At 49.4% G+C, this 18,522-nt stretch carries 11 protein-coding genes, 2 tRNA genes, 3 rRNA genes and 1 pseudogene; 13 read left to right on the top strand and 4 right to left on the bottom strand.

All coding sequences use genetic code 11. The features are described 5' to 3' along the window. Nucleotides 1-11: 11 nt before the first annotated feature. From C1H71_RS06355 to C1H71_RS06305, 12 genes and pseudogenes are all read left to right on the top strand, one after another. Nucleotides 12-461 (top strand): NUDIX hydrolase, encoded by a 450-nt coding sequence (locus tag C1H71_RS06355; protein ID WP_130105808.1) that lies wholly within the window; start codon nucleotides 12-14, stop codon nucleotides 459-461. Nucleotides 462-487: 26 nt separating this feature from the next. Beyond that, nucleotides 488-1,555, top strand: coding sequence for a tRNA 2-thiouridine(34) synthase MnmA (gene mnmA, locus C1H71_RS06350; protein ID WP_130105807.1), 1,068 nt, complete (start codon nucleotides 488-490; stop codon nucleotides 1,553-1,555). 309 nt (nucleotides 1,556-1,864) lie between these two features. Next, nucleotides 1,865-3,398, top strand: a 16S ribosomal RNA gene (locus tag C1H71_RS06345). 68 nt (nucleotides 3,399-3,466) lie between these two features. Beyond that, a tRNA-Ile gene (locus C1H71_RS06340) sits at nucleotides 3,467-3,543 on the top strand. Nucleotides 3,544-3,712: 169 nt separating this feature from the next. Beyond that, nucleotides 3,713-3,788 (top strand) — tRNA-Ala (locus C1H71_RS06335). Between the two features lie 291 nt (nucleotides 3,789-4,079). Next, nucleotides 4,080-6,970: ribosomal RNA gene (locus C1H71_RS06330) — 23S ribosomal RNA — on the top strand. A 142-nt stretch (nucleotides 6,971-7,112) separates the two neighbouring features. Beyond that, nucleotides 7,113-7,226, top strand: a 5S ribosomal RNA gene (rrf, locus tag C1H71_RS06325). The 16S, 23S and 5S rRNA genes sit together here with 2 tRNA genes alongside, the layout of an rRNA operon. A gap of 340 nt (nucleotides 7,227-7,566) precedes the next feature. Then, nucleotides 7,567-8,144 (top strand): annotated as a pseudogene (locus C1H71_RS21900) (chemotaxis protein CheB); the annotation flags it as partial. Then, a complete protein-coding gene (locus C1H71_RS06320; RefSeq protein ID WP_374704453.1) occupies nucleotides 8,133-10,586 on the top strand; it encodes a CheR family methyltransferase in 2,454 nt (817 codons plus the stop codon). The pseudogene C1H71_RS21900 and the gene C1H71_RS06320, both read left to right, overlap by 12 nt. Next, on the top strand, nucleotides 10,576-12,819 hold the full coding sequence (locus C1H71_RS06315) for a PAS domain-containing hybrid sensor histidine kinase/response regulator (protein ID WP_223146003.1): 2,244 nt from the start codon (nucleotides 10,576-10,578) through the stop codon (nucleotides 12,817-12,819). Before C1H71_RS06320 ends, C1H71_RS06315 begins: the two co-directional genes overlap by 11 nt. Then, nucleotides 12,816-13,634, top strand: a complete 819-nt coding sequence (locus tag C1H71_RS06310; RefSeq protein ID WP_130105806.1) for a response regulator — start codon at nucleotides 12,816-12,818, stop codon at nucleotides 13,632-13,634. The genes C1H71_RS06315 and C1H71_RS06310 overlap by 4 nt, the downstream gene beginning before the upstream one ends. A 24-nt stretch (nucleotides 13,635-13,658) precedes the next feature. Then, nucleotides 13,659-14,387: a Crp/Fnr family transcriptional regulator gene (locus C1H71_RS06305; RefSeq protein WP_130105805.1), complete on the top strand. Its 729-nt coding sequence runs from the start codon at nucleotides 13,659-13,661 to the stop codon at nucleotides 14,385-14,387. Nucleotides 14,388-14,394: 7 nt separating this feature from the next. Here the strand turns inward: C1H71_RS06305 and C1H71_RS20985 are convergent, their stop codons facing one another. The 4 genes from C1H71_RS20985 to istA form a co-directional block, all read right to left on the bottom strand. Beyond that, nucleotides 14,395-14,574 carry a helix-turn-helix domain-containing protein gene (locus tag C1H71_RS20985; protein WP_223146002.1) on the bottom strand — a complete coding sequence of 60 codons (180 nt, stop codon included), beginning with the start codon at nucleotides 14,572-14,574 and terminating at the stop codon, nucleotides 14,395-14,397. 46 nt (nucleotides 14,575-14,620) lie between these two features. Then, a complete protein-coding gene (locus C1H71_RS06300) occupies nucleotides 14,621-15,109 on the bottom strand; it encodes a Crp/Fnr family transcriptional regulator (protein WP_223146001.1) in 489 nt (162 codons plus the stop codon). 194 nt (nucleotides 15,110-15,303) lie between these two features. Continuing rightward, nucleotides 15,304-16,104: an IS21-like element helper ATPase IstB gene (gene istB, locus C1H71_RS06295; protein WP_130104872.1), complete on the bottom strand. Its 801-nt coding sequence runs from the start codon at nucleotides 16,102-16,104 to the stop codon at nucleotides 15,304-15,306. Continuing rightward, nucleotides 16,097-17,617, bottom strand: a complete 1,521-nt coding sequence (gene istA, locus C1H71_RS06290; protein ID WP_130104993.1) for an IS21 family transposase — start codon at nucleotides 17,615-17,617, stop codon at nucleotides 16,097-16,099. The genes istB and istA overlap by 8 nt, the downstream gene beginning before the upstream one ends. Before the next feature lie 507 nt (nucleotides 17,618-18,124). Here istA and C1H71_RS06285 point away from each other — a divergent pair. Next, nucleotides 18,125-18,502, top strand: a complete 378-nt coding sequence (locus C1H71_RS06285; RefSeq protein ID WP_130105804.1) for a DUF4398 domain-containing protein — start codon at nucleotides 18,125-18,127, stop codon at nucleotides 18,500-18,502. Nucleotides 18,503-18,522: the final 20 nt, after the last annotated feature.

Raw genomic sequence — 18,522 nt, 5'->3', positions numbered from 1 at the left:
CAGGAGCTGCAATGTGGAAGCCTAATGCCACCGTCGCCGCAGTCATTGAAAAAGACGGGCGCTTTTTGTTGGTGGAAGAACTTATTCACGGCGAGTTAAAACTTAATCAGCCTGCGGGTCATATTGAATATGGGGAAAGTATTGTTGATGCTGCCATTAGAGAAACACTAGAAGAAACGGCGCATTATTTCGAACCTCGAGCCTTGCTTGGTATTTATCAATGGTCGCCGCGCGAACAGCCGGAGTTAACATATCTTCGTTTCTCCTTTAGTGGTGTCGTAATTGGGGTTGATGAAGGACGAGCTTTGGATTCAGATATTGAACGAGCTGTTTGGTTGACGCGTGAAGAGATTGTGGCTCGTGTTAGCCAGCATCGCAGTCCCTTATTGCTAGAGTGCATTGATGATTATTTGGCGGGACGCCGTTATCCGCTAGAGATTTTGCGTGATTTTGATCGCTGAAACGATCGTAGTACGTTTACTGGAATATGAGTATGTCTGACAAAATTGTAGTAGGGCTTTCTGGTGGGGTAGATTCCTCGGTGACAGCGTGGCTCTTAAAGGAGCAGGGCTTCGACGTAGTTGGCGTCTTTATGCAAAACTGGGAAGACGATAATACTGATGAGTATTGTTCGATCAAAGAAGACAGCCTGGATGCAATCTCGGTTGCGGATAAAGTAGGGGTTGAGATCGAGCTGGTTAATTTCGCCCAAGAATATAAAGAACGAGTGTTCAGCTATTTTTTGGCCGAGTACTCGGTTGGTCGAACGCCAAACCCAGATATCTTGTGCAATAGCGAAATTAAATTTAAGTGCTTTCTTGATTACGCGATCAAATTAGGGGGCACTAAGCTGGCAACGGGACATTACGCTTCAAATCGAGTCCGCTCAGATGGCCGTACAGAGCTGCTTCGCGCTAAAGATTCCAGTAAAGATCAAAGTTACTTTCTCTATAAGCTCAGCCAAGAGCAAGTTGCTCATGCTGTTTTTCCGCTGGGCAATATGCTGAAAACAGAAGTGCGTGAGTTGGCAGAGAAAATTGGCCTGCATAACGCCAAGAAAAAAGACAGCACCGGTATCTGCTTTATTGGTGAGCGTCCGTTCCGTGAGTTTCTTAATCGCTACTTACCTAAAGTGCCAGGGCCTATGGTTACTCCAGAGGGTAAACACATGGGCGAACATATGGGTTTGATGTATCACACTATCGGTCAGCGCCAAGGTTTGGGTATTGGCGGGGAGGGTGCACCTTGGTTTGTTGCTGGCAAGGATATGGCTAAAAATGAGCTGATTGTGGTGCAAGGTCATGATCATCCATTGCTACTTAAAAGTACTTTACAGGCGCAAGACCTTTCTTGGGTCCTAGGTGAGTCACCAGCGCTAGGTCGCTATACTGCAAAAACACGCTATCGCCAGCAAGATGCTGCATGTGAGTTGCTCTGGATAGAAGATGGCCGTTGTGAGTTGCGTTTCGATGAAGCGCAATGGGCAGTCACTCCTGGGCAATCAGTAGTTTTATACGATGGTGAGGTCTGTTTGGGGGGCGGCATCATCGCGTAGATTGTTTGTTTTGTAGCTAGTGTTTCTGCTTACAAATACAGCTTATTTAAATCAACCACTTAGCCTATTACTACGCTTTTTTTGTGCGGTAGTGGTTGACCTCACAGGCCAAGGCCCGTATATTTCGGCCTCTCGCTGCAGCACACACAGCAACACGGTGTTCTAGCCGCAGCGAATGATCTTTAAAAAAATACAGTCGATGAGTGTGAGTGCTTGATTCGGAAGCGAAACAAGTGCTTGCATTAGTAAGGCGCATTCAGCGATGGATGTGCCGAATAAAGTAAGCCAGTAAGTACTAGCTTAGCGATTAAACTAAAGAGTTTGATCCTGGCTCAGATTGAACGCTGGCGGCATGCTTTACACATGCAAGTCGAACGGTAACAGGGTGCTTGCACCGCTGACGAGTGGCGAACGGGTGAGTAATATATCGGAACGTACCTAGTAATGGGGGATAACTATCCGAAAGGATAGCTAATACCGCATACGCCCTGAGGGGGAAAGAGGGGGATCGCAAGACCTCTCGTTATTAGAGCGGCCGATATCAGATTAGCTAGTTGGTGAGGTAAAGGCTCACCAAGGCGACGATCTGTAGCGGGTCTTAGAGGACGATCCGCCACACTGGAACTGAGACACGGTCCAGACTCCTACGGGAGGCAGCAGTGGGGAATCTTGGACAATGGGCGCAAGCCTGATCCAGCAATGCCGCGTGCGTGAAGAAGGCCTTCGGGTTGTAAAGCGCTTTTGTTCGGGAGGAAATCCTAGGGGCTAATACCTCTTGGGGATGACAGTACCGGAAGAATAAGGACCGGCTAACTACGTGCCAGCAGCCGCGGTAATACGTAGGGTCCAAGCGTTAATCGGAATTACTGGGCGTAAAGGGTGCGCAGGTGGTTGATTAAGTGTGATGTGAAAGCCCCGGGCTCAACCTGGGAATTGCATTGCAAACTGGTCAACTAGAGTATGGCAGAGGGGGGTGGAATTCCGCGTGTAGCAGTGAAATGCGTAGAGATGCGGAGGAACACCGATGGCGAAGGCAACCCCCTGGGCTAATACTGACACTCATGCACGAAAGCGTGGGGAGCAAACAGGATTAGATACCCTGGTAGTCCACGCCCTAAACGATGTCTACTAGTTGTTGGGGAATTCGTTCCTTAGTAACGCAGCTAACGCGTGAAGTAGACCGCCTGGGGAGTACGGCCGCAAGGCTAAAACTCAAAGGAATTGACGGGGGCCCGCACAAGCGGTGGATGATGTGGATTAATTCGATGCAACGCGAAAAACCTTACCTAGCCTTGACATGTCAAGAATCCCTGAGAGATCGGGGAGTGCCGCAAGGAACTTGAACACAGGTGCTGCATGGCTGTCGTCAGCTCGTGTCGTGAGATGTTGGGTTAAGTCCCGCAACGAGCGCAACCCTTGTCCTTAGTTGCTACCATTTAGTTGGGCACTTTAAGGAGACTGCCGGTGACAAACCGGAGGAAGGTGGGGATGACGTCAAGTCCTCATGGCCCTTATGGCTAGGGCTTCACACGTCATACAATGGTCGGTACAGAGGGTTGCCAAGCCGCGAGGTGGAGCTAATCTCATAAAACCGATCGTAGTCCGGATTGGAGTCTGCAACTCGACTCCATGAAGTCGGAATCGCTAGTAATCGCGGATCAGCATGTCGCGGTGAATACGTTCCCGGGCCTTGTACACACCGCCCGTCACACCATGGGAATGGGTTTCACCAGAAGTAGGTAGGCTAACCGTAAGGAGGCCGCTTACCACGGTGGGATTCATGACTGGGGTGAAGTCGTAACAAGGTAGCCGTAGGGGAACCTGCGGCTGGATCACCTCCTTTCAAGAGAAGTCTTTTGGATTGAGTACTCACACTCATCGGCTGTAGAAAAGAAGATACGAAATCACATTGGGTCAGTAGCTCAGTCGGTTAGAGCATCGTCTTGATAAGGCGGGGGTCACAGGTTCGATTCCTGTCTGACCCACCATTCTAATCCGCACTAGCCTGCGTGATGCGTCGTCATAAAATAACTTGTGTACTGAAACGTACACGGCGTTATTTTATTTCTAGCCTCACTTGACTATTGCGGCCAGAAAGGTGATTGCTTAATGAATTTATTGAGCAGCCAATTTGATTTGAGTATGTGCGGAATTATTGGGGGCTTAGCTCATCTGGTAGAGCACCTGCTTTGCAAGCAGGGGGTGAACGGTTCGAGTCCGTTAGCCTCCACCATTCTTTTAGAGTGGTGGAAAAATGAAGTTCAGAAAATAGAAATAAATCACTGTCTCAAGAGAGATTCATCGCTTGAGACGATCATTTATTTCTGGTTTCTAAAATCAGCAAGACGTATCTTTGATCTTTAAAAAAATAGAAGAAGTAATACTCAAATTTAGAAATAAATAAGGGTAGATTGTATCAAAACTTAAATCTCGAAGTCAGAACTGAGGTTTAAGTGTCGCAAACAAAGCGAAATCAGATACTTTGAATTGTATTAACTTTGTTAATACGTGTTTGAGGTTATAGGATCAAGCGACTAAGTGCATCTGGTGGATGCCTTGGCGATGATAGGCGAAGAAGGACGCGTTAGCCTGCGAAAAGCACGGGGGAGCTGGCAAATAAGCATTGATCCCGTGATATCCGAATGGGGAAACCCGGCCCTTTTGGGTCACTCATCACTGAATACATAGGTGATGTAGAGCGAACTCGGCGAACTGAAACATCTAAGTAGCCGAAGGAAAAGAAATCAACCGAGATTCCCAAAGTAGTGGCGAGCGAAATGGGAAGAGCCTGCATGTGATAAATCAAACTTTAGTGGAACAGTCTGGAAAGTCTGGCGACAGTGGGTGATAGCCCCGTACACGAAAGAGATTGGTTGGTACTAAGCATGCGACAAGTAGGGCGGGACACGAGAAATCCTGTTTGAAGATGGGGGGACCATCCTCCAAGGCTAAATACTCATCATCGACCGATAGTGAACCAGTACCGTGAGGGAAAGGCGAAAAGAACCCCGGGAGGGGAGTGAAATAGAACCTGAAACCGGATGCATACAAACAGTGGGAGCCCTTGCAAAATGGGGTGACTGCGTACCTTTTGTATAATGGGTCAGCGACTTACGTTCAGTAGCAAGCTTAACCGAGTAGGGGAGGCGTAGGGAAACCGAGTCCGAATAGGGCGCATAGTTGCTGGGCGTAGACCCGAAACCAAGTGATCTATCCATGGCCAGGATGAAGCTGCGGTAAAACGCAGTGGAGGTCCGAACCCACTAATGTTGCAAAATTAGGGGATGAGCTGTGGATAGGGGTGAAAGGCTAAACAAACTTGGAAATAGCTGGTTCTCCTCGAAAACTATTTAGGTAGTGCCTCATGTATCACTGACGGGGGTAAAGCACTGTTATGGCTAGGGGGTCATCGCGACTTACCAAACCATGGCAAACTCTGAATACCGTCAAGTGCGAGCATGGGAGACAGACTGTGGGTGCTAACGTCCATGGTCAAGAGGGAAACAACCCAGATCGCCGTCTAAGGTCCCAAATAATCAGTTAAGTGGAAAACGAGGTGGGAAGGCATAGACAGCCAGGATGTTGGCTTAGAAGCAGCCATCATTTAAAGAAAGCGTAATAGCTCACTGGTCGAGTCGTCCTGCGCGGAAGATGTAACGGGGCTCAAACTGATAACCGAAGACGCGAATATGCACGATGTGCATATGGTAGAGGAGCGTTCCGTAGGCCTGCGAAGGTGTCTTGAGAAGGATGCTGGAGGTATCGGAAGTGCGAATGCTGACATGAGTAGCGATAATGCGGGTGAAAAGCCCGCACACCGAAAACCCAAGGTTTCCTGCGCAACGTTCATCGGCGCAGGGTGAGTCGGCCCCTAAGGCGAGGCAGAAATGCGTAGTCGATGGACAACGGGTTAATATTCCCGTACCGATATAAAGTGCGATGGGGGGACGGAGAAAGGTAGGTCAGCCCACTGTTGGAATAGTGGGTTTAAGCGAGTAGGCGTGTGGCTTAGGCAAATCCGGGCTGCTATAACGCTGAGACGTGACGACGAAGTCCTCGGACTGAAGTGATTGATCCTATGCTTCCAAGAAAAGCCTCTAAGCTTCAGCTTTATATTGACCGTACCGCAAACCGACACAGGTGGGTAGGAAGAGAATTCTAAGGTGCTTGAGAGAACTCAGGAGAAGGAACTCGGCAAATTATCACCGTAACTTCGGGAGAAGGTGAGCCCATATTAAGTGAAGGCCCTCGCGGCTGGAGCTGAAATGGGTCGCAGAGAAATGGGGGCTGCGACTGTTTATCAAAAACACAGCACTCTGCAAAGTCGAAAGACGACGTATAGGGTGTGACGCCTGCCCGGTGCTGGAAGATTAAATGATGGGGTGCAAGCTCTTGACTGAAGTCCCAGTAAACGGCGGCCGTAACTATAACGGTCCTAAGGTAGCGAAATTCCTTGTCGGGTAAGTTCCGACCCGCACGAATGGCGTAACGATGGCCCTACTGTCTCCTCCTGAGACTCAGCGAAGTTGAAATGTTTGTGAAGATGCAATCTCCCCGCTGCTAGACGGAAAGACCCCGTGAACCTTTACTGTAGCTTTGCATTGGACTTTGAAGTGGTTTGTGTAGGATAGGTGGGAGGCATTGAAGCGTGGACGCTAGTCTGCGTGGAGCCGACCTTGAAATACCACCCTGACCCCTTTGAGGTTCTAACCTTGGTCCGTTATCCGGATCGGGGACCGTGCATGGTAGTCAGTTTGACTGGGGCGGTCTCCTCCCAAATTGTAACGGAGGAGCTCGAAGGTCGCCTAGGTACGGTCGGACATCGTACTGATAGTGTAATGGCATAAGGCGGCTTAACTGCGAGACAGACAAGTCGAGCAGGTGCGAAAGCAGGACATAGTGATCCGGTGGTTCTGAATGGAAGGGCCATCGCTCAACGGATAAAAGGTACTCCGGGGATAACAGGCTGATTCCGCCCAAGAGTTCACATCGACGGCGGAGTTTGGCACCTCGATGTCGGCTCATCACATCCTGGGGCTGTAGCCGGTCCCAAGGGTATGGCTGTTCGCCATTTAAAGTGGTACGTGAGCTGGGTTCAAAACGTCGTGAGACAGTTTGGTCCCTATCTGCAGTGGGCGTTGGAAATTTGAGGGGGGCTGCTCCTAGTACGAGAGGACCGGAGTGGACAGATCTCTGGTGTACCGGTTGTCACGCCAGTGGCATCGCCGGGTAGCTAAATCTGGAAGAGATAAGCGCTGAAAGCATCTAAGCGCGAAACTCGCCTCAAGATGAGATTTCCCCAAGGCTTTAAGCCTTTTAAAGGGTCGTTCGAGACCAGGACGTTGATAGGTCGGGTGTGGAAGTGCAGTAATGCATTAAGCTAACCGATACTAATTGCCCGTAAGGCTTGATCCTATAACCTGAAGCGCGTGTGTGCGACGGTATAATCTACCCAGATTAGAGTTAAATTTGAGACCGCAACAAAGTAATCTATTACTTCTTCTATTGAACTGAACGCGTTGTGGAGCAATACACACAACGAGTTAACCCGTTAAAGTCTGGCGACCATAGCGAGGTGGCCCCACTCCTTCCCATCCCGAACAGGACAGTGAAACACCTTAGCGCCGATGATAGTGCAGATTACCTGTGTGAAAGTAGGTCATTGCCAGACACCCTAAGCCGTAAACAAAACCCCCGTACTCGAAAGAGGCGGGGGTTTTGTTTTGGGCGGAAAAAAGGCGCCCTAGCGTAATGACTAAGCACCTGTGGTTTGCGTGTTGGGTTACGCGATAAAGCTACTAACCCAACCTACGTGAGATTAACCTCGCACGCAGACTGCTAACCACAACCTATGCGAGATCAACTCATACATCTAGCCGCTAAGCCGATCTACATGGCTAACTCGATCAGCGTGAGGTTCGTTTATGCTTGAGCTTTTAATAAGCACTGTGAATGATCCTTAGTAGCGTACACTCATTTCTTAATACGCCAGCTTGGCGTTAGGATGATGTATGACCGCTGGAAAAGTAACAAAGAAAGCCAAAACTCAAGTTTTGGAGCATCTGCCCAGCCTTGTTGTTCCGCTAGACACTCCCTCCGCTGTTTCTTTCCCCATTGTTGGTATTGGCGCTTCTGCGGGTGGTTTGGCGGCGTTTGAAGCGTTTTTTTCGGGAATACCCGTAGATGTTGATATGGGAATGGCTTTTGTATTGGTGCAGCATCTTGCTCCGGATCATAAAAGCATTCTCAGCGATTTAGTTCAGCGCTACACCCCTATGCAGGTCTTTGAAGTTGAGGATGGCATGGTGGTGCAGCCCAATTGTGCTTACATTATCCCCCAAACCACGATATGGCCTTTTTGAATGGTGCGCTGCATTTGCTTGCGCCTGCTGAGCCACGTGGGCACCGCTTACCCATTGATTTTTTCTTCAGCTCATTGGCGCAAGATCAGCATGAGCTGGCCATTGGCATTGTGCTATCTGGATCAGGCAGCGACGGTACTGTAGGTATTCGGCAGATTAAGGGTGAAGGTGGGATGGTCATGGCGCAGACGCCGGCCTCTACCGAGTTTGATGGTATGCCAAGCAGTGCGATTGCCACCGGTTTGGTTGATTGCACGCTCAAGCCTGCGGACATGCCTGCTAAGTTGATTGCCTATGTGGCTCATGAATTTGGCAAGTCAAGCAGCACAATCGTGAAGCCTATTGCCAAGGATGAAAACTCGCTCAAGAAAATTTTTATTTTATTGCGCACACAAACAGGCCACGATTTTTCTCAGTACAAGCCGAGCACGATCCTAAGGCGGATAGAGCGGCGTATGGCGGTGCATCAGCTTGATACAACTGAGCAGTATGTTAAATATTTGCAAAAGATGCCTGATGAAATAGAAGCTTTGTTTTGCGATATTTTAATTGGCGTCACGCATTTTTTTAGAGATTCAGAAGCTTTTCTGGCGCTTGAAGAGCAGGTGATTCCCCTACTCTTTAAAGGGAAGCCTGCTGGGGCGACGATTCGTGTTTGGTCGACGGGCTGCTCTACTGGCGAAGAAGCGTATTCCATCGCTATTTTGTTGCAAGAGCAACAAGAGGCATTAAAGCAGAATTACACGCTACAAGTTTTTTCTACCGATATGGATCGCCGGGCGATTGCCACAGCCCGTGCAGGACTGTATCCAGCAACGATTGCTGCTGATATTTCCCCACAAAGGCTAGCGCGTTTTTTTACCGCTGAAGCTGATGGTAGTGCCTATCGCATTCATAAAGGCATCCGCGATATGTTGGTTTTTTCTGAGCAGGATGTGATTAAAGATCCGCCTTTTTCTAAATTAGACTTAATCAGCTGCCGCAATCTGATGATTTACATGGGGGCAGAGTTACAGAAAAAGCTGATTCCCATGTTCCACTATGCACTGAACCCAAGCCGGTTTCTATTTTTGGGAACTTCAGAAACAGTGGGTGAATTCTCTGATTTATTTGCTGTCGTGGATGCTAAATCTAAGCTTTATCAGCGAAAACAAGACGCTTATGGCAGGCAAAAGGCATTTCAGCCTCCAATAGCGATGAGCGAAGTAGCCCTTCCTCCGGCAGCAAGCAAATTAAGCCCGGCAAAGCGCTCTTTACGTGAAGTCACCGAGCAAGCGCTCTTGCAGCAGCTGGCACCGGCTGCTGCCTTGGTGAATGAGCATGGCGATATTCTGTATTTGCATGGGCGCACGGGCATGTATTTGGAGCTGCCCGAAGGCGAGGCGGGGATTAATAATATTTTGAAGATGGCGCGTGAAGGATTACGCCGAGAGCTAATTGCCACCTTGCATAAATCAGTAAGCAAAAATGAAACGATCCAGCGGCTTAATTTGAGCGTTAAAACCAACGGGCATTTCACGCCGGTTAATCTGACGATTCGCCCAGTCGCGATGGGGAAGCCTACGGAAGGGATGTTGTATTTGATTGTTTTGGAAGACGCAACGCTGCTTCTTAGCCCCGCTTTGCCGATTAGCGTAGCACTGCTTGAAGGAGGGGAACACAGCAAGATCGATGCACGGATTGCCGCTTTAAATGAAGAGCTTTGCGCAAAAGATGAATATCTTCAGGTGAGCAATGAGAAATTAGAAACCATTAATGAAGAGCTCAAATCTTCTAATGAAGAAATGCAGTCAGTGAACGAAGAGTTGCAATCGACCAATGAAGAGCTGGAAACCTCTAAGGAGGAAATGCAATCGATTAACGAGGAATTGACCACGGTAAACATGGAATTACAGACCAAGGTGGCTGATTTATCCCGCGCCAGTAATGATTTAAATAACCTGCTGGCTAGCACCGGCATAGGCACTATTTTTGTTGACCATGCGCTGCATATTCTGCGTTTTACCCCTGCCGCGACCAAGATCATTAATTTGATTTTAAGCGATGTAGGCCGGCCAGTTGGGCATACAGTGACTAATTTACGGGGCTATGGGCAGCTGGTCAGCGATGTGCAAGCCGTGCTCAATACCCTGATTCCAAAAGAAATTGATGTACAAACCGAAGCGGGTAAGTGGTACACGATGCGTATTCAGCCCTATCGCACGCTGGATAATATGATTGAAGGTGCGGTGATCACCTTTGTAGATATTACTGAAATGGTGCAAACCAGAGATGCGCTTCGCAAAGCCAATGAGCTGCTGCGTTTAGCCGTGGTGGTACGAGACGCGCATGATGCCATTACGGTGCAAGATTTAAATGGCCGTATGCTGGCCTGGAACCCAGGCGCCTCGCGGATGTATGGCTGGAGCGAGGCCGAGGCGCTGTTGATGAATGTGGCGGATCGGATCCCCGAGCCCTTGCGAAAAGAAGCCTTGCTGCAAGTTCATCAGCTTAGCCAGTCAAAAGTTCTGGAACCCTACCACACCCAACGTTTGAGCAAGAGCGGTGATATTTTAAAAGTGTCCATGACCTCTACGGCCTTGGTGAATGCGGCAGGCGCAATGTATGCCATTGCTACTACCGAGCGGGCAACAGATACGCAGGATGGAGGGCAAAAACATGGCAAATAAAAAGGAGGTAGCTTTGGCGGCAGAACTCGCTTTACGCGGGCAAGCCGAAGAGCAGGTTCGTGAGAGCGAGGCAGAATTATTAGAAGACGTCGATACCATGTCGCTACAAGAAACACAGCGGCTGCTGCATGAATTACGCGTGCATCAAATTGAATTAGAAATGCAAAATGAAGAGTTGCGTCGAACGCAGATTGATTTAGATGCGGTGCGCACACGATATTTCGATCTTTATGATTTGGCACCTGTGGGCTACTGCACCATCAGTAAAGAGGGGCGTATTCTGCAAGCCAACCTCACGGCGGCCACGCTTTTGGGGACCAATCACAGAGCCTTAGTGAATCAGCCATTTAGCCAATTTATTGCAAAAGCAGATCAGGATATTTTTTACCTATTAGGCAAACAGCTGCTGGAAACGCGTGAGCCGCAGATTGGCGAGCTGCGTATGCTAAAAAACGATGGCCTGCAATTTTGGGCGCATTTGGTCGCCTCTGCTCCTGCCGATCAAGAGGGCAGCCCTGATCTACGCATCGTGCTGAGTGATATTAGCGAGCGTAAGCTGGCAGAAGAAGTGCAGCTGAAAGAAGGCAGTTTGCAAAAGGCGATTTTCAATAGCGCTAATTTTTCGAGTATTGCGACCGATGCGCAAGGCGTGATTCAGATTTTTAATGTGGGCGCAGAATGCATGCTGGGCTATACGGCCGAAGAGGTGGTGAACAAAATTACCCCTGCTGATATTTCTGATCCACAAGAAATCATTGAGCGGGCCAATGCGCTGAGTGTTGAGCTGGCTACGCCTATTTCCCCCGGCTTTGAAGCGCTGGTATTTAAGGCTTCCCGTGGGATAGAAGACATCTACGAGCTGACTTATATCCGCAAAGATGGCAGCCGTTTCCCCGCAGCGGTATCGGTGACGGCTTTGCGGGACGCAAGAGAAACGATTATTGGCTATCTCTTGATCGGCACGGATAACACTGCGCGTAAATTGGTAGAGGCTGAACGAACGCTGCTTGATCAGGCCTTGCAACTTAAAAATACCGAATTAGAGCGCGCTACCGCCGTGGCCGAAAAAGCCAATTTAGCCAAATCGGATTTTCTTTCCAGCATGAGCCACGAGTTACGCACGCCGCTCAATGCCATTCTTGGCTTTGCCCAAATTTTGGAATCGGGTTCACCCGAGCCCACCGATTCTCAAACGCGCAGTATTGATCAAATTTTGAAAGCGGGTTGGTATCTGCTGGAGCTGATCAATGAAATTCTTGATCTGGCCTTGATCGAGTCTGGCAAATTGTCTCTCTCGATGGAGCCTATTTTGTTGACCGACGTGATGCGTGAATGCGAGACGATGATAGAGCCGCAAGCGCAAGGTCGTGGCATTAGCGTGGTGTTTCCACCTGCCAACTTGCCCTACTTTGTATATGCCGATCAGACTAGGCTGAAGCAGGTGCTGATTAATCTGCTTTCTAACGCAATTAAATACAATAAAGAAGGCGGCTCGGTGGTGGTTGAATGCACCTTAAGCCAGCCTGATTCTATTCGTATTAGCTTGCGGGATACCGGCGCGGGGCTGGCGCCAGAGCAGCTATCACAGCTGTTTCAACCGTTTAATCGTTTGGGGCAAGAGGCGCATGTAGAAGGAACCGGCATTGGTTTGATTGTGTGTAAGCGCTTGGTTGAATTAATGGGCGGCGTGATTGGAGTGGAAAGCCACTTTGGTGAGGGAAGCACTTTTTGGCTTGAATTGAGCTTGGTTAATGAGCCGCTACTGCTCGATCATTTGGAAGAACCCATGATCGTTGCAACGCCACCCTTACAAGGCGCGTCGTACACCATGCTCTATGTTGAGGACAATCCGGCCAACCTGATGTTGGTGGAAAGCTTGATGATGCGTAGGCCAGATATTCGCTTACTGAGTGCGAGGGATGGCAAGCGGGGCATTGAGATTGCCCGCGCATCGCTGCCCGACATTATCCTTATGGATATTAATTTGCCAGGAATCAGCGGTATCGAGGCATTACAAATTTTGGCCCAAGATCCAAATACCGCACCTATTCCAGTGGTGGCGATCAGCGCCAATGCGATGGTTCGTGATATTGATAAAGGCTTAGCTGCGGGGTTTTTCCACTATCTGACTAAGCCCATCAAGCTGCATGAATTTATGGAAACTTTAGATCTCGCACTGAATTTTGTAAAAACAGAAGCTATTCGGGTGAATAAAAAGGAAAAATCATCATGATTCATCATTCTGAAATCCTGAATGCCAGCATTCTGATTGTTGATGATCAAGAGAGTAATGTCAGCTTGTTTGAGCAATTATTGAGCGATGCTGGCTATACGCAAGTTGCCTCAACCATGGACCCAACTATGGTCTGTGAGCTGCATAGAAAAAACCGTTATGACTTGATTTTGCTTGATTTGCAGATGCCCGTAATGGATGGCTTTCAAGTGATGGAATGCCTTAAAACCAATGAGGAAGACGCTTATTTACCGGTGTTGGTGATTACTGCGCAACCGGGGCATAAGCTGCGTGCTTTGCAGGCAGGGGCTAAAGATTTTATTAGCAAGCCTTTTGATTTAGTGGAAGTTAAAACCCGTATTCATAACCTGCTGGAAGTACGCCTCTTATATAAAAAGCTGGAAAGCTATAGCAAGGAGCTGGAAAGCACAGTAGCAGAGCGAACTGCCGAATTACGCGAAAGTGAGGCGCGCTATCGCAGCCTGACCGAGCTGGCCTCTGACTGGTATTGGGAGCAGGACGAGCAGATGAACTTTACCAAAGTATCTGGCCCTGTTTTAGAAATGCTGGGCATTCGAGTGGATGCTTTAGCTGGCGATGTAGAAGAAGCGATCGAAGAGGGCTGGAATGAAGATGAGCGCCAAAAATTACAGGCCACCATCAATGCGCGACAGCCTTTTCTAGACTTTGTGTTTAGCCGTGTTCATCCCGATGGATCAGCGCAAAAGTTTCAAGTCAGTGGCGAGCCCATGTTTGATCGATCCTGCCGCTTTATTGGCTATCGGGGCATTGGTGTAGAGCTGACTTCTAAGTGAAAAAATTTCTTTCGATGGTTCCCTATGCCAGCAATACATAGTCCTCAACAAAATCATCTGCTTGCTGCCTTATCAGCGGCCGAGCTTGAATTATTAGCCATACATTTGGAATTAGTGCCGATGCGGCTCGGCGATATGCTTTACGGGCCGGGTGAGCAATTGCGTCATGCTTATTTTCCAACCTCCTCGATAGTCTCACTGCATTATGTAATGGAATCGGGCGCTTCAGCAGAAACGGCCGGAGTTGGCAATGAAGGTGTCGTGGGCGTCTCTTTATTTATGGGAGGGGACACCACGCCCAGCTCAGCGGTGGTGCAAACGGCGGGTTATGCATATCGACTACCTCGTCAGGTTTTAAAAGATGAATTCAACCGTGGGGCGGCTTTACAGGGTTTATTACTGCGCTATACCCAAGCGCTGATTACCCAAATGGCCCAAACCGCGGTGTGCAATCGGCATCATTCCGTCGAGCAGCAGCTTTGCCGCTGGCTATTACTCACGTTGGATCGCCTCAGTGGCAATGAACTGATTATGACGCAGGAATTGGTGGCCAATATGCTGGGTGTACGGCGGGTAGGGGTGACGGAAGCGGCTGGAAACTTGCAACGTGCAGGTTATATCAGCTATCGCCGTGGCCATATTGCGGTGTTAGATCGCTTGGGGCTAGAGCAACACACTTGTGAGTGTTACGCCGTGGTCAAAAAAGAATTAAGTCGGCTTTTGTCTGATGTGTCCGACGCATCCAGCCACTAAGCAGCGATTAAATATTTTTCATAATGCTTGAGTAGCTGGTTTTGTCGGCTTCATAGCATTGGCAAGCGGCCATTTTTAAGCCCTTTCGGTCGAGTATCGTGATCTCGCCACGGCTATAGCGAATCAGTTTGTGATTTTGCAAAGTGGTGGCGGCCGTGGTGACCCCTACGCGGCGCACGCCCAGCATATAGGCTAGAAATTTTTGCGTAATGTGAAAGGTATCTGAATGCGCCCTATCTGTGTGTCATTAAAAGCCAGCGCGCCAATCGTGCTTCAATCACATGAAAGCGAGCGCAAGCTGCGGTTTGTGCTAGCTGCTTGATGATCACATAGAGGTAGCGCGGTAGGATATATTGCAGCGCCTTGCTGTGTTGCAACTCTTCGCAAAACCTCTTGGCCGTCATGCGTAGTACTGTTCCTTGCCCCTGCACCAAAGCATGCAGCGGTGAAATCTCCACTCCCAAAGCAAGCGAGGCGCCTAGCATGCCTTCATTGCCGATTAATCCCACTTCCAGCGTGGGATGCCCATCCATCGACGCCAATAAAGAAATAAAACTTTCTAGCGGAAAATAAACGTACTGGACGCACGCGCCAGGCTCAGAGAGCACGTCGGAAAATTTCAGTTCGAGCACTTCGCAGCGTGCTAAAAATCGTTGCTGATCTTGGCTTGGTAAAGCGGCTAGCAAACGATTGTCGCTGAGCGCATGCAGTGGAATTGGCATGAATTAATCTCTCCCTAGAATGGCAAGGAAAATACTCAGAAGGCCGAGCAATGTTCACGCCGATTGAAATTTGACCCACCCTGCCGATCGAATTTTGACCCAGGGCCGAGCGTTGCTTTTTATCGGAGCAACTGTGCATAAGTCTAGCAAATAGCGGGCCACTCACCCGCTATTTTTACGCCTTCAGGTTCGGCTTAAAACCGCTCAGCCTCGGTACGCGCTTCCTCCTTTCTGCTTTGCTCCCTTTGTTTTATCTTCGTTTTTGCTGCTAAGCTGCTGTGCTGGAAACGGTAGGAGTCATTCCCCGTTTCTACAATGTGGCAATGGTGCGTCAGCCGATCCAACAACGCCGTCGTCATCTTGGCATCGCCAAATACACTCGACCATTCCGAGAAGTTCAGATTCGTGGTGATGATGACGCTGGTGTGCTCATAGAGCTTCGACAACAAATGAAACAGCAATGCGCCTCCGGCCTGACTAAAGGGTAAGTAGCCCAGTTCATCCAAAATCACCACATCCACTCGCATCAGCGCGAGTGCAATACGACCTGCTTTGCCTTCACGTTTTTCTTTTTCCAGTAAATTGACCAAATCCACGGTCGAATAAAAACGGCCGCGCTTGCCGTGATGCGTGATCCCGCCGATCGCTAACGCCGTGGCCAAATGTGTTTTACCCGTGCCTGGGCCGCCAATCAGTACGGTATTTTGTGCCGTGTCGGTAAAGGCCAATGTCGCCAGTTGATTGACCAGTGCTTGATCTGCCTTGCTCGCGCTAAAGTCAAATCCCGCTAAATCACGATGCACGGGAAACTTCGCTGCGCTCATTTGATGCTGAATCGAGCGCACCTTACGATCGCTGTGTTCTGCTTGCAATAAATGCTCAATCAGCCAGCCACACGTTTCCATACTCTGGCCGCCCTGGCTCTTCAGATCCAGCCAAGCGGCCGCCATCCCATGCAAGCGCAAGGCTTTGAGTTCAACACTCATCTCATGCATGGCTCGACTCCTCGTGGTCGCTGTCGAACTCGCTCGCTGCACGCAAGCCGTCGTAACGCTGGGTGTTCGCCTGCGGTTCTTCTACTAATTGCAGCTGCGTTTCAGCGCTAATAGCGGACGGTGGGTCATTCAATCGCGCCACTACATTTAAAATGTGTTCAATGCTGATGACGCCTGACTCCAGTACCAACTCAACCGCAACCAGTACTGCATCCAAACCCGCCACCGGAACCGTGGCCAGCACTTGCGCCATCACCTTGTCTCCCCCGTTACGCCGTAACAACCTTTCCTTGAGCTGCAATAAGGGCGCAGGCATCGACGTAAAGGGCGCACCATTGCGTAAGGCCCCCGGCTTACGGGCAATCAGCGGAATATAGTGCAGCCAATCAAAGCTCACCTGCTGTTGCCCCGTCAGCCGCTGATGTCGGGCCATGATTTCATTATTCGCCACCACCACAACTTGCGTGGGATACAAGCGCACACTCACACGCTGCCGCGACCATTCACAAGGCACCGAGTAACGATTGCGCGCGACGGTGATTAAACAGGTGCTGGAAACCCGAGCCAGATGCTCAACGTAACCATCAAACGGGGTCGGCATCGGCATCATTTCTAAACGCTCTTGCTCCAACATCTCGGCAATGCTCAGACCTTTGAATTCGGGATGCCTGAGCACGCCCCATAAGACGCGACAACGCTCGGCCAGCCACGCATTCAATGCGTCAAAGGTACTGAACTTGATGCTTTGCGCCTCCAGCCAGATTCGCCGCCGACTATCTTGGACATTCTTTTCAACCACGCCTTTTTCCCAGCCAGAGGCGACATTGCAAAAGTCGGGATCAAACAAATAATGGGCGCACATCACCGAGAATCGGGCATTCACGATCCGGCCTTTGCCTTTCAATACCTTATCAACAGCGGTCTTCATATTGTCGTAAATGCCTCGGCGCGGCACACCCCCTAAAGCCGCAAAGGATCGAGTATGCGCATCGAACAACATTTCATGCCCTTGACTGGGATAGGCCACTAACCAGAAGGCGCGACTGGCACACAATTTCAGATGGGAAACTTGAATGCGCCGATAAATACCACCAATAAGTAGATGCTCCTCACTCCAATCAAATTGAAAGGCTTCGCCCAAAGCAAATTGCAAGGGCACAAAACCCTGTGGGGTCTTACCGGCTTTGCCCCGCCAAGCACGAACGAAATCAGTGACGCCACTGTAAGCCCCTGTATAACCCTCAGCTTGAATCTGCTCAAACAAGGCTTTGGCGGTGCGACGATTCTGCTTGGATCGGAAGGAGTCGGCAGTCAGGGCTTGTTCTAGAGTGGCATGATAGGGCGTCAGTTTGCCAGGCTTACGCTGCCGTACGTATTGCGGCTCAGCCTTGGCAGCGGGTTTGCGAACCCAAGCGCGAATAGTGTTACGCGCCAGCCCCGTGCGCTTGGTGATTTCGTGCAGCGACAGATTATCGCGAAAATACATCCTGCGGATTTTGCCCATCATTTCCATGGTGATCACCTTTTATCCTCTGCTCAAGAGTTAAGCAGAATAAGTAAAGCACCTGGGTCAATTTTGGATCGGCAGAACTAGCTGTGGTGGGTCAGTTTTCGGTCGGCGTCAACACCGAGCAAGGGCTCTTGCATGGTTATTTTTAAATAGAGAAAAACCTGAGTTTCTCTGCTGCCTCGCCCTTTTCTTTATCCCCATTGTTTTATTGAGAGGTATTGCTTTGAGAGCTGCTATTTGGGGCGCTTTGCGAGTAGGGCAGAGATAAAAATGCATTGAATTAATATAGTGCTTTGAAATAGCAGGATTGTCTGAGCGTTAACGTACAGAGGGTGGTGTTTTTTTTAACAAATTAAGCAATGAGTTAGATGGCAATCGGGGCGTTTTAATAGCTTTCTAAGCATGACAAAAAATAGCGCTATGTGCGTCAGCGTACCGATCGAGTACAAAAATCAGCTTATAACAGGGGCATGTGGGGAAAAACCCATTCACAGTTTAAAGAGGAACATCATGCCAACAAAATCAAAACAATGGCTCAAGCTCTTGGGCATTAGCGCCGTTTTACTCATGGCCGGTTGTAGCAGTATGAAAACACCTGCTACTGCCGATGTCGCCGTATCTGATGCTGCCGTTGAAAATGCAGCAGGAGCGGGCGGGGCTAAATATGCGCCCGTAGAAATGAATATGGCGCGAGAAAAAATGCAGCGCGCGCATAAGGCAATGGCGGCTAAGGATTTCAAGCTCGCTGCAGAGCTAGCTAATCAGGCTGAATCGGATGCCAAACTAGCACAAAGTAAAGCGAATTCGGGCAAGGCAGAAGTCGCAGAGCAAGCACTACAGGACGATATTAGAGTGATGCGCGAAGAGCTAAACCGCGCAAATAAATAATCAGCTCGCCCCGTTTCTTG

Origin of the sequence: Iodobacter fluviatilis (assembly GCF_004194535.1) — a bacterium.
Classification (GTDB): domain Bacteria; phylum Pseudomonadota; class Gammaproteobacteria; order Burkholderiales; family Chitinibacteraceae; genus Iodobacter; species Iodobacter fluviatilis_A.
Note: the sequence above shows the minus strand (reverse complement) of the source record. Positions and strands in the feature narration are given on the sequence as shown.

Coding starts and splice junctions, on each gene's coding strand:
- C1H71_RS06300 (WP_223146001.1), bottom strand. CDS start 15,109: ATGCCAATTCCACTGCATGCGCTCAGCGACAATCGTTTGCTAGCCGCT.
- mnmA (WP_130105807.1), top strand. CDS start 488: ATGAGTATGTCTGACAAAATTGTAGTAGGGCTTTCTGGTGGGGTAGAT.
- C1H71_RS06310 (WP_130105806.1), top strand. CDS start 12,816: ATGATTCATCATTCTGAAATCCTGAATGCCAGCATTCTGATTGTTGAT.
- C1H71_RS06320 (WP_374704453.1), top strand. CDS start 8,133: ATGCCAAGCAGTGCGATTGCCACCGGTTTGGTTGATTGCACGCTCAAG.
- C1H71_RS20985 (WP_223146002.1), bottom strand. CDS start 14,574: ATGCTGGGCGTGCGCCGCGTAGGGGTCACCACGGCCGCCACCACTTTG.
- C1H71_RS06315 (WP_223146003.1), top strand. CDS start 10,576: ATGGCAAATAAAAAGGAGGTAGCTTTGGCGGCAGAACTCGCTTTACGC.
- C1H71_RS06285 (WP_130105804.1), top strand. CDS start 18,125: ATGCCAACAAAATCAAAACAATGGCTCAAGCTCTTGGGCATTAGCGCC.
- C1H71_RS06355 (WP_130105808.1), top strand. CDS start 12: ATGTGGAAGCCTAATGCCACCGTCGCCGCAGTCATTGAAAAAGACGGG.
- C1H71_RS06305 (WP_130105805.1), top strand. CDS start 13,659: ATGCCAGCAATACATAGTCCTCAACAAAATCATCTGCTTGCTGCCTTA.
- istB (WP_130104872.1), bottom strand. CDS start 16,104: ATGCATGAGATGAGTGTTGAACTCAAAGCCTTGCGCTTGCATGGGATG.
- istA (WP_130104993.1), bottom strand. CDS start 17,617: ATGGAAATGATGGGCAAAATCCGCAGGATGTATTTTCGCGATAATCTG.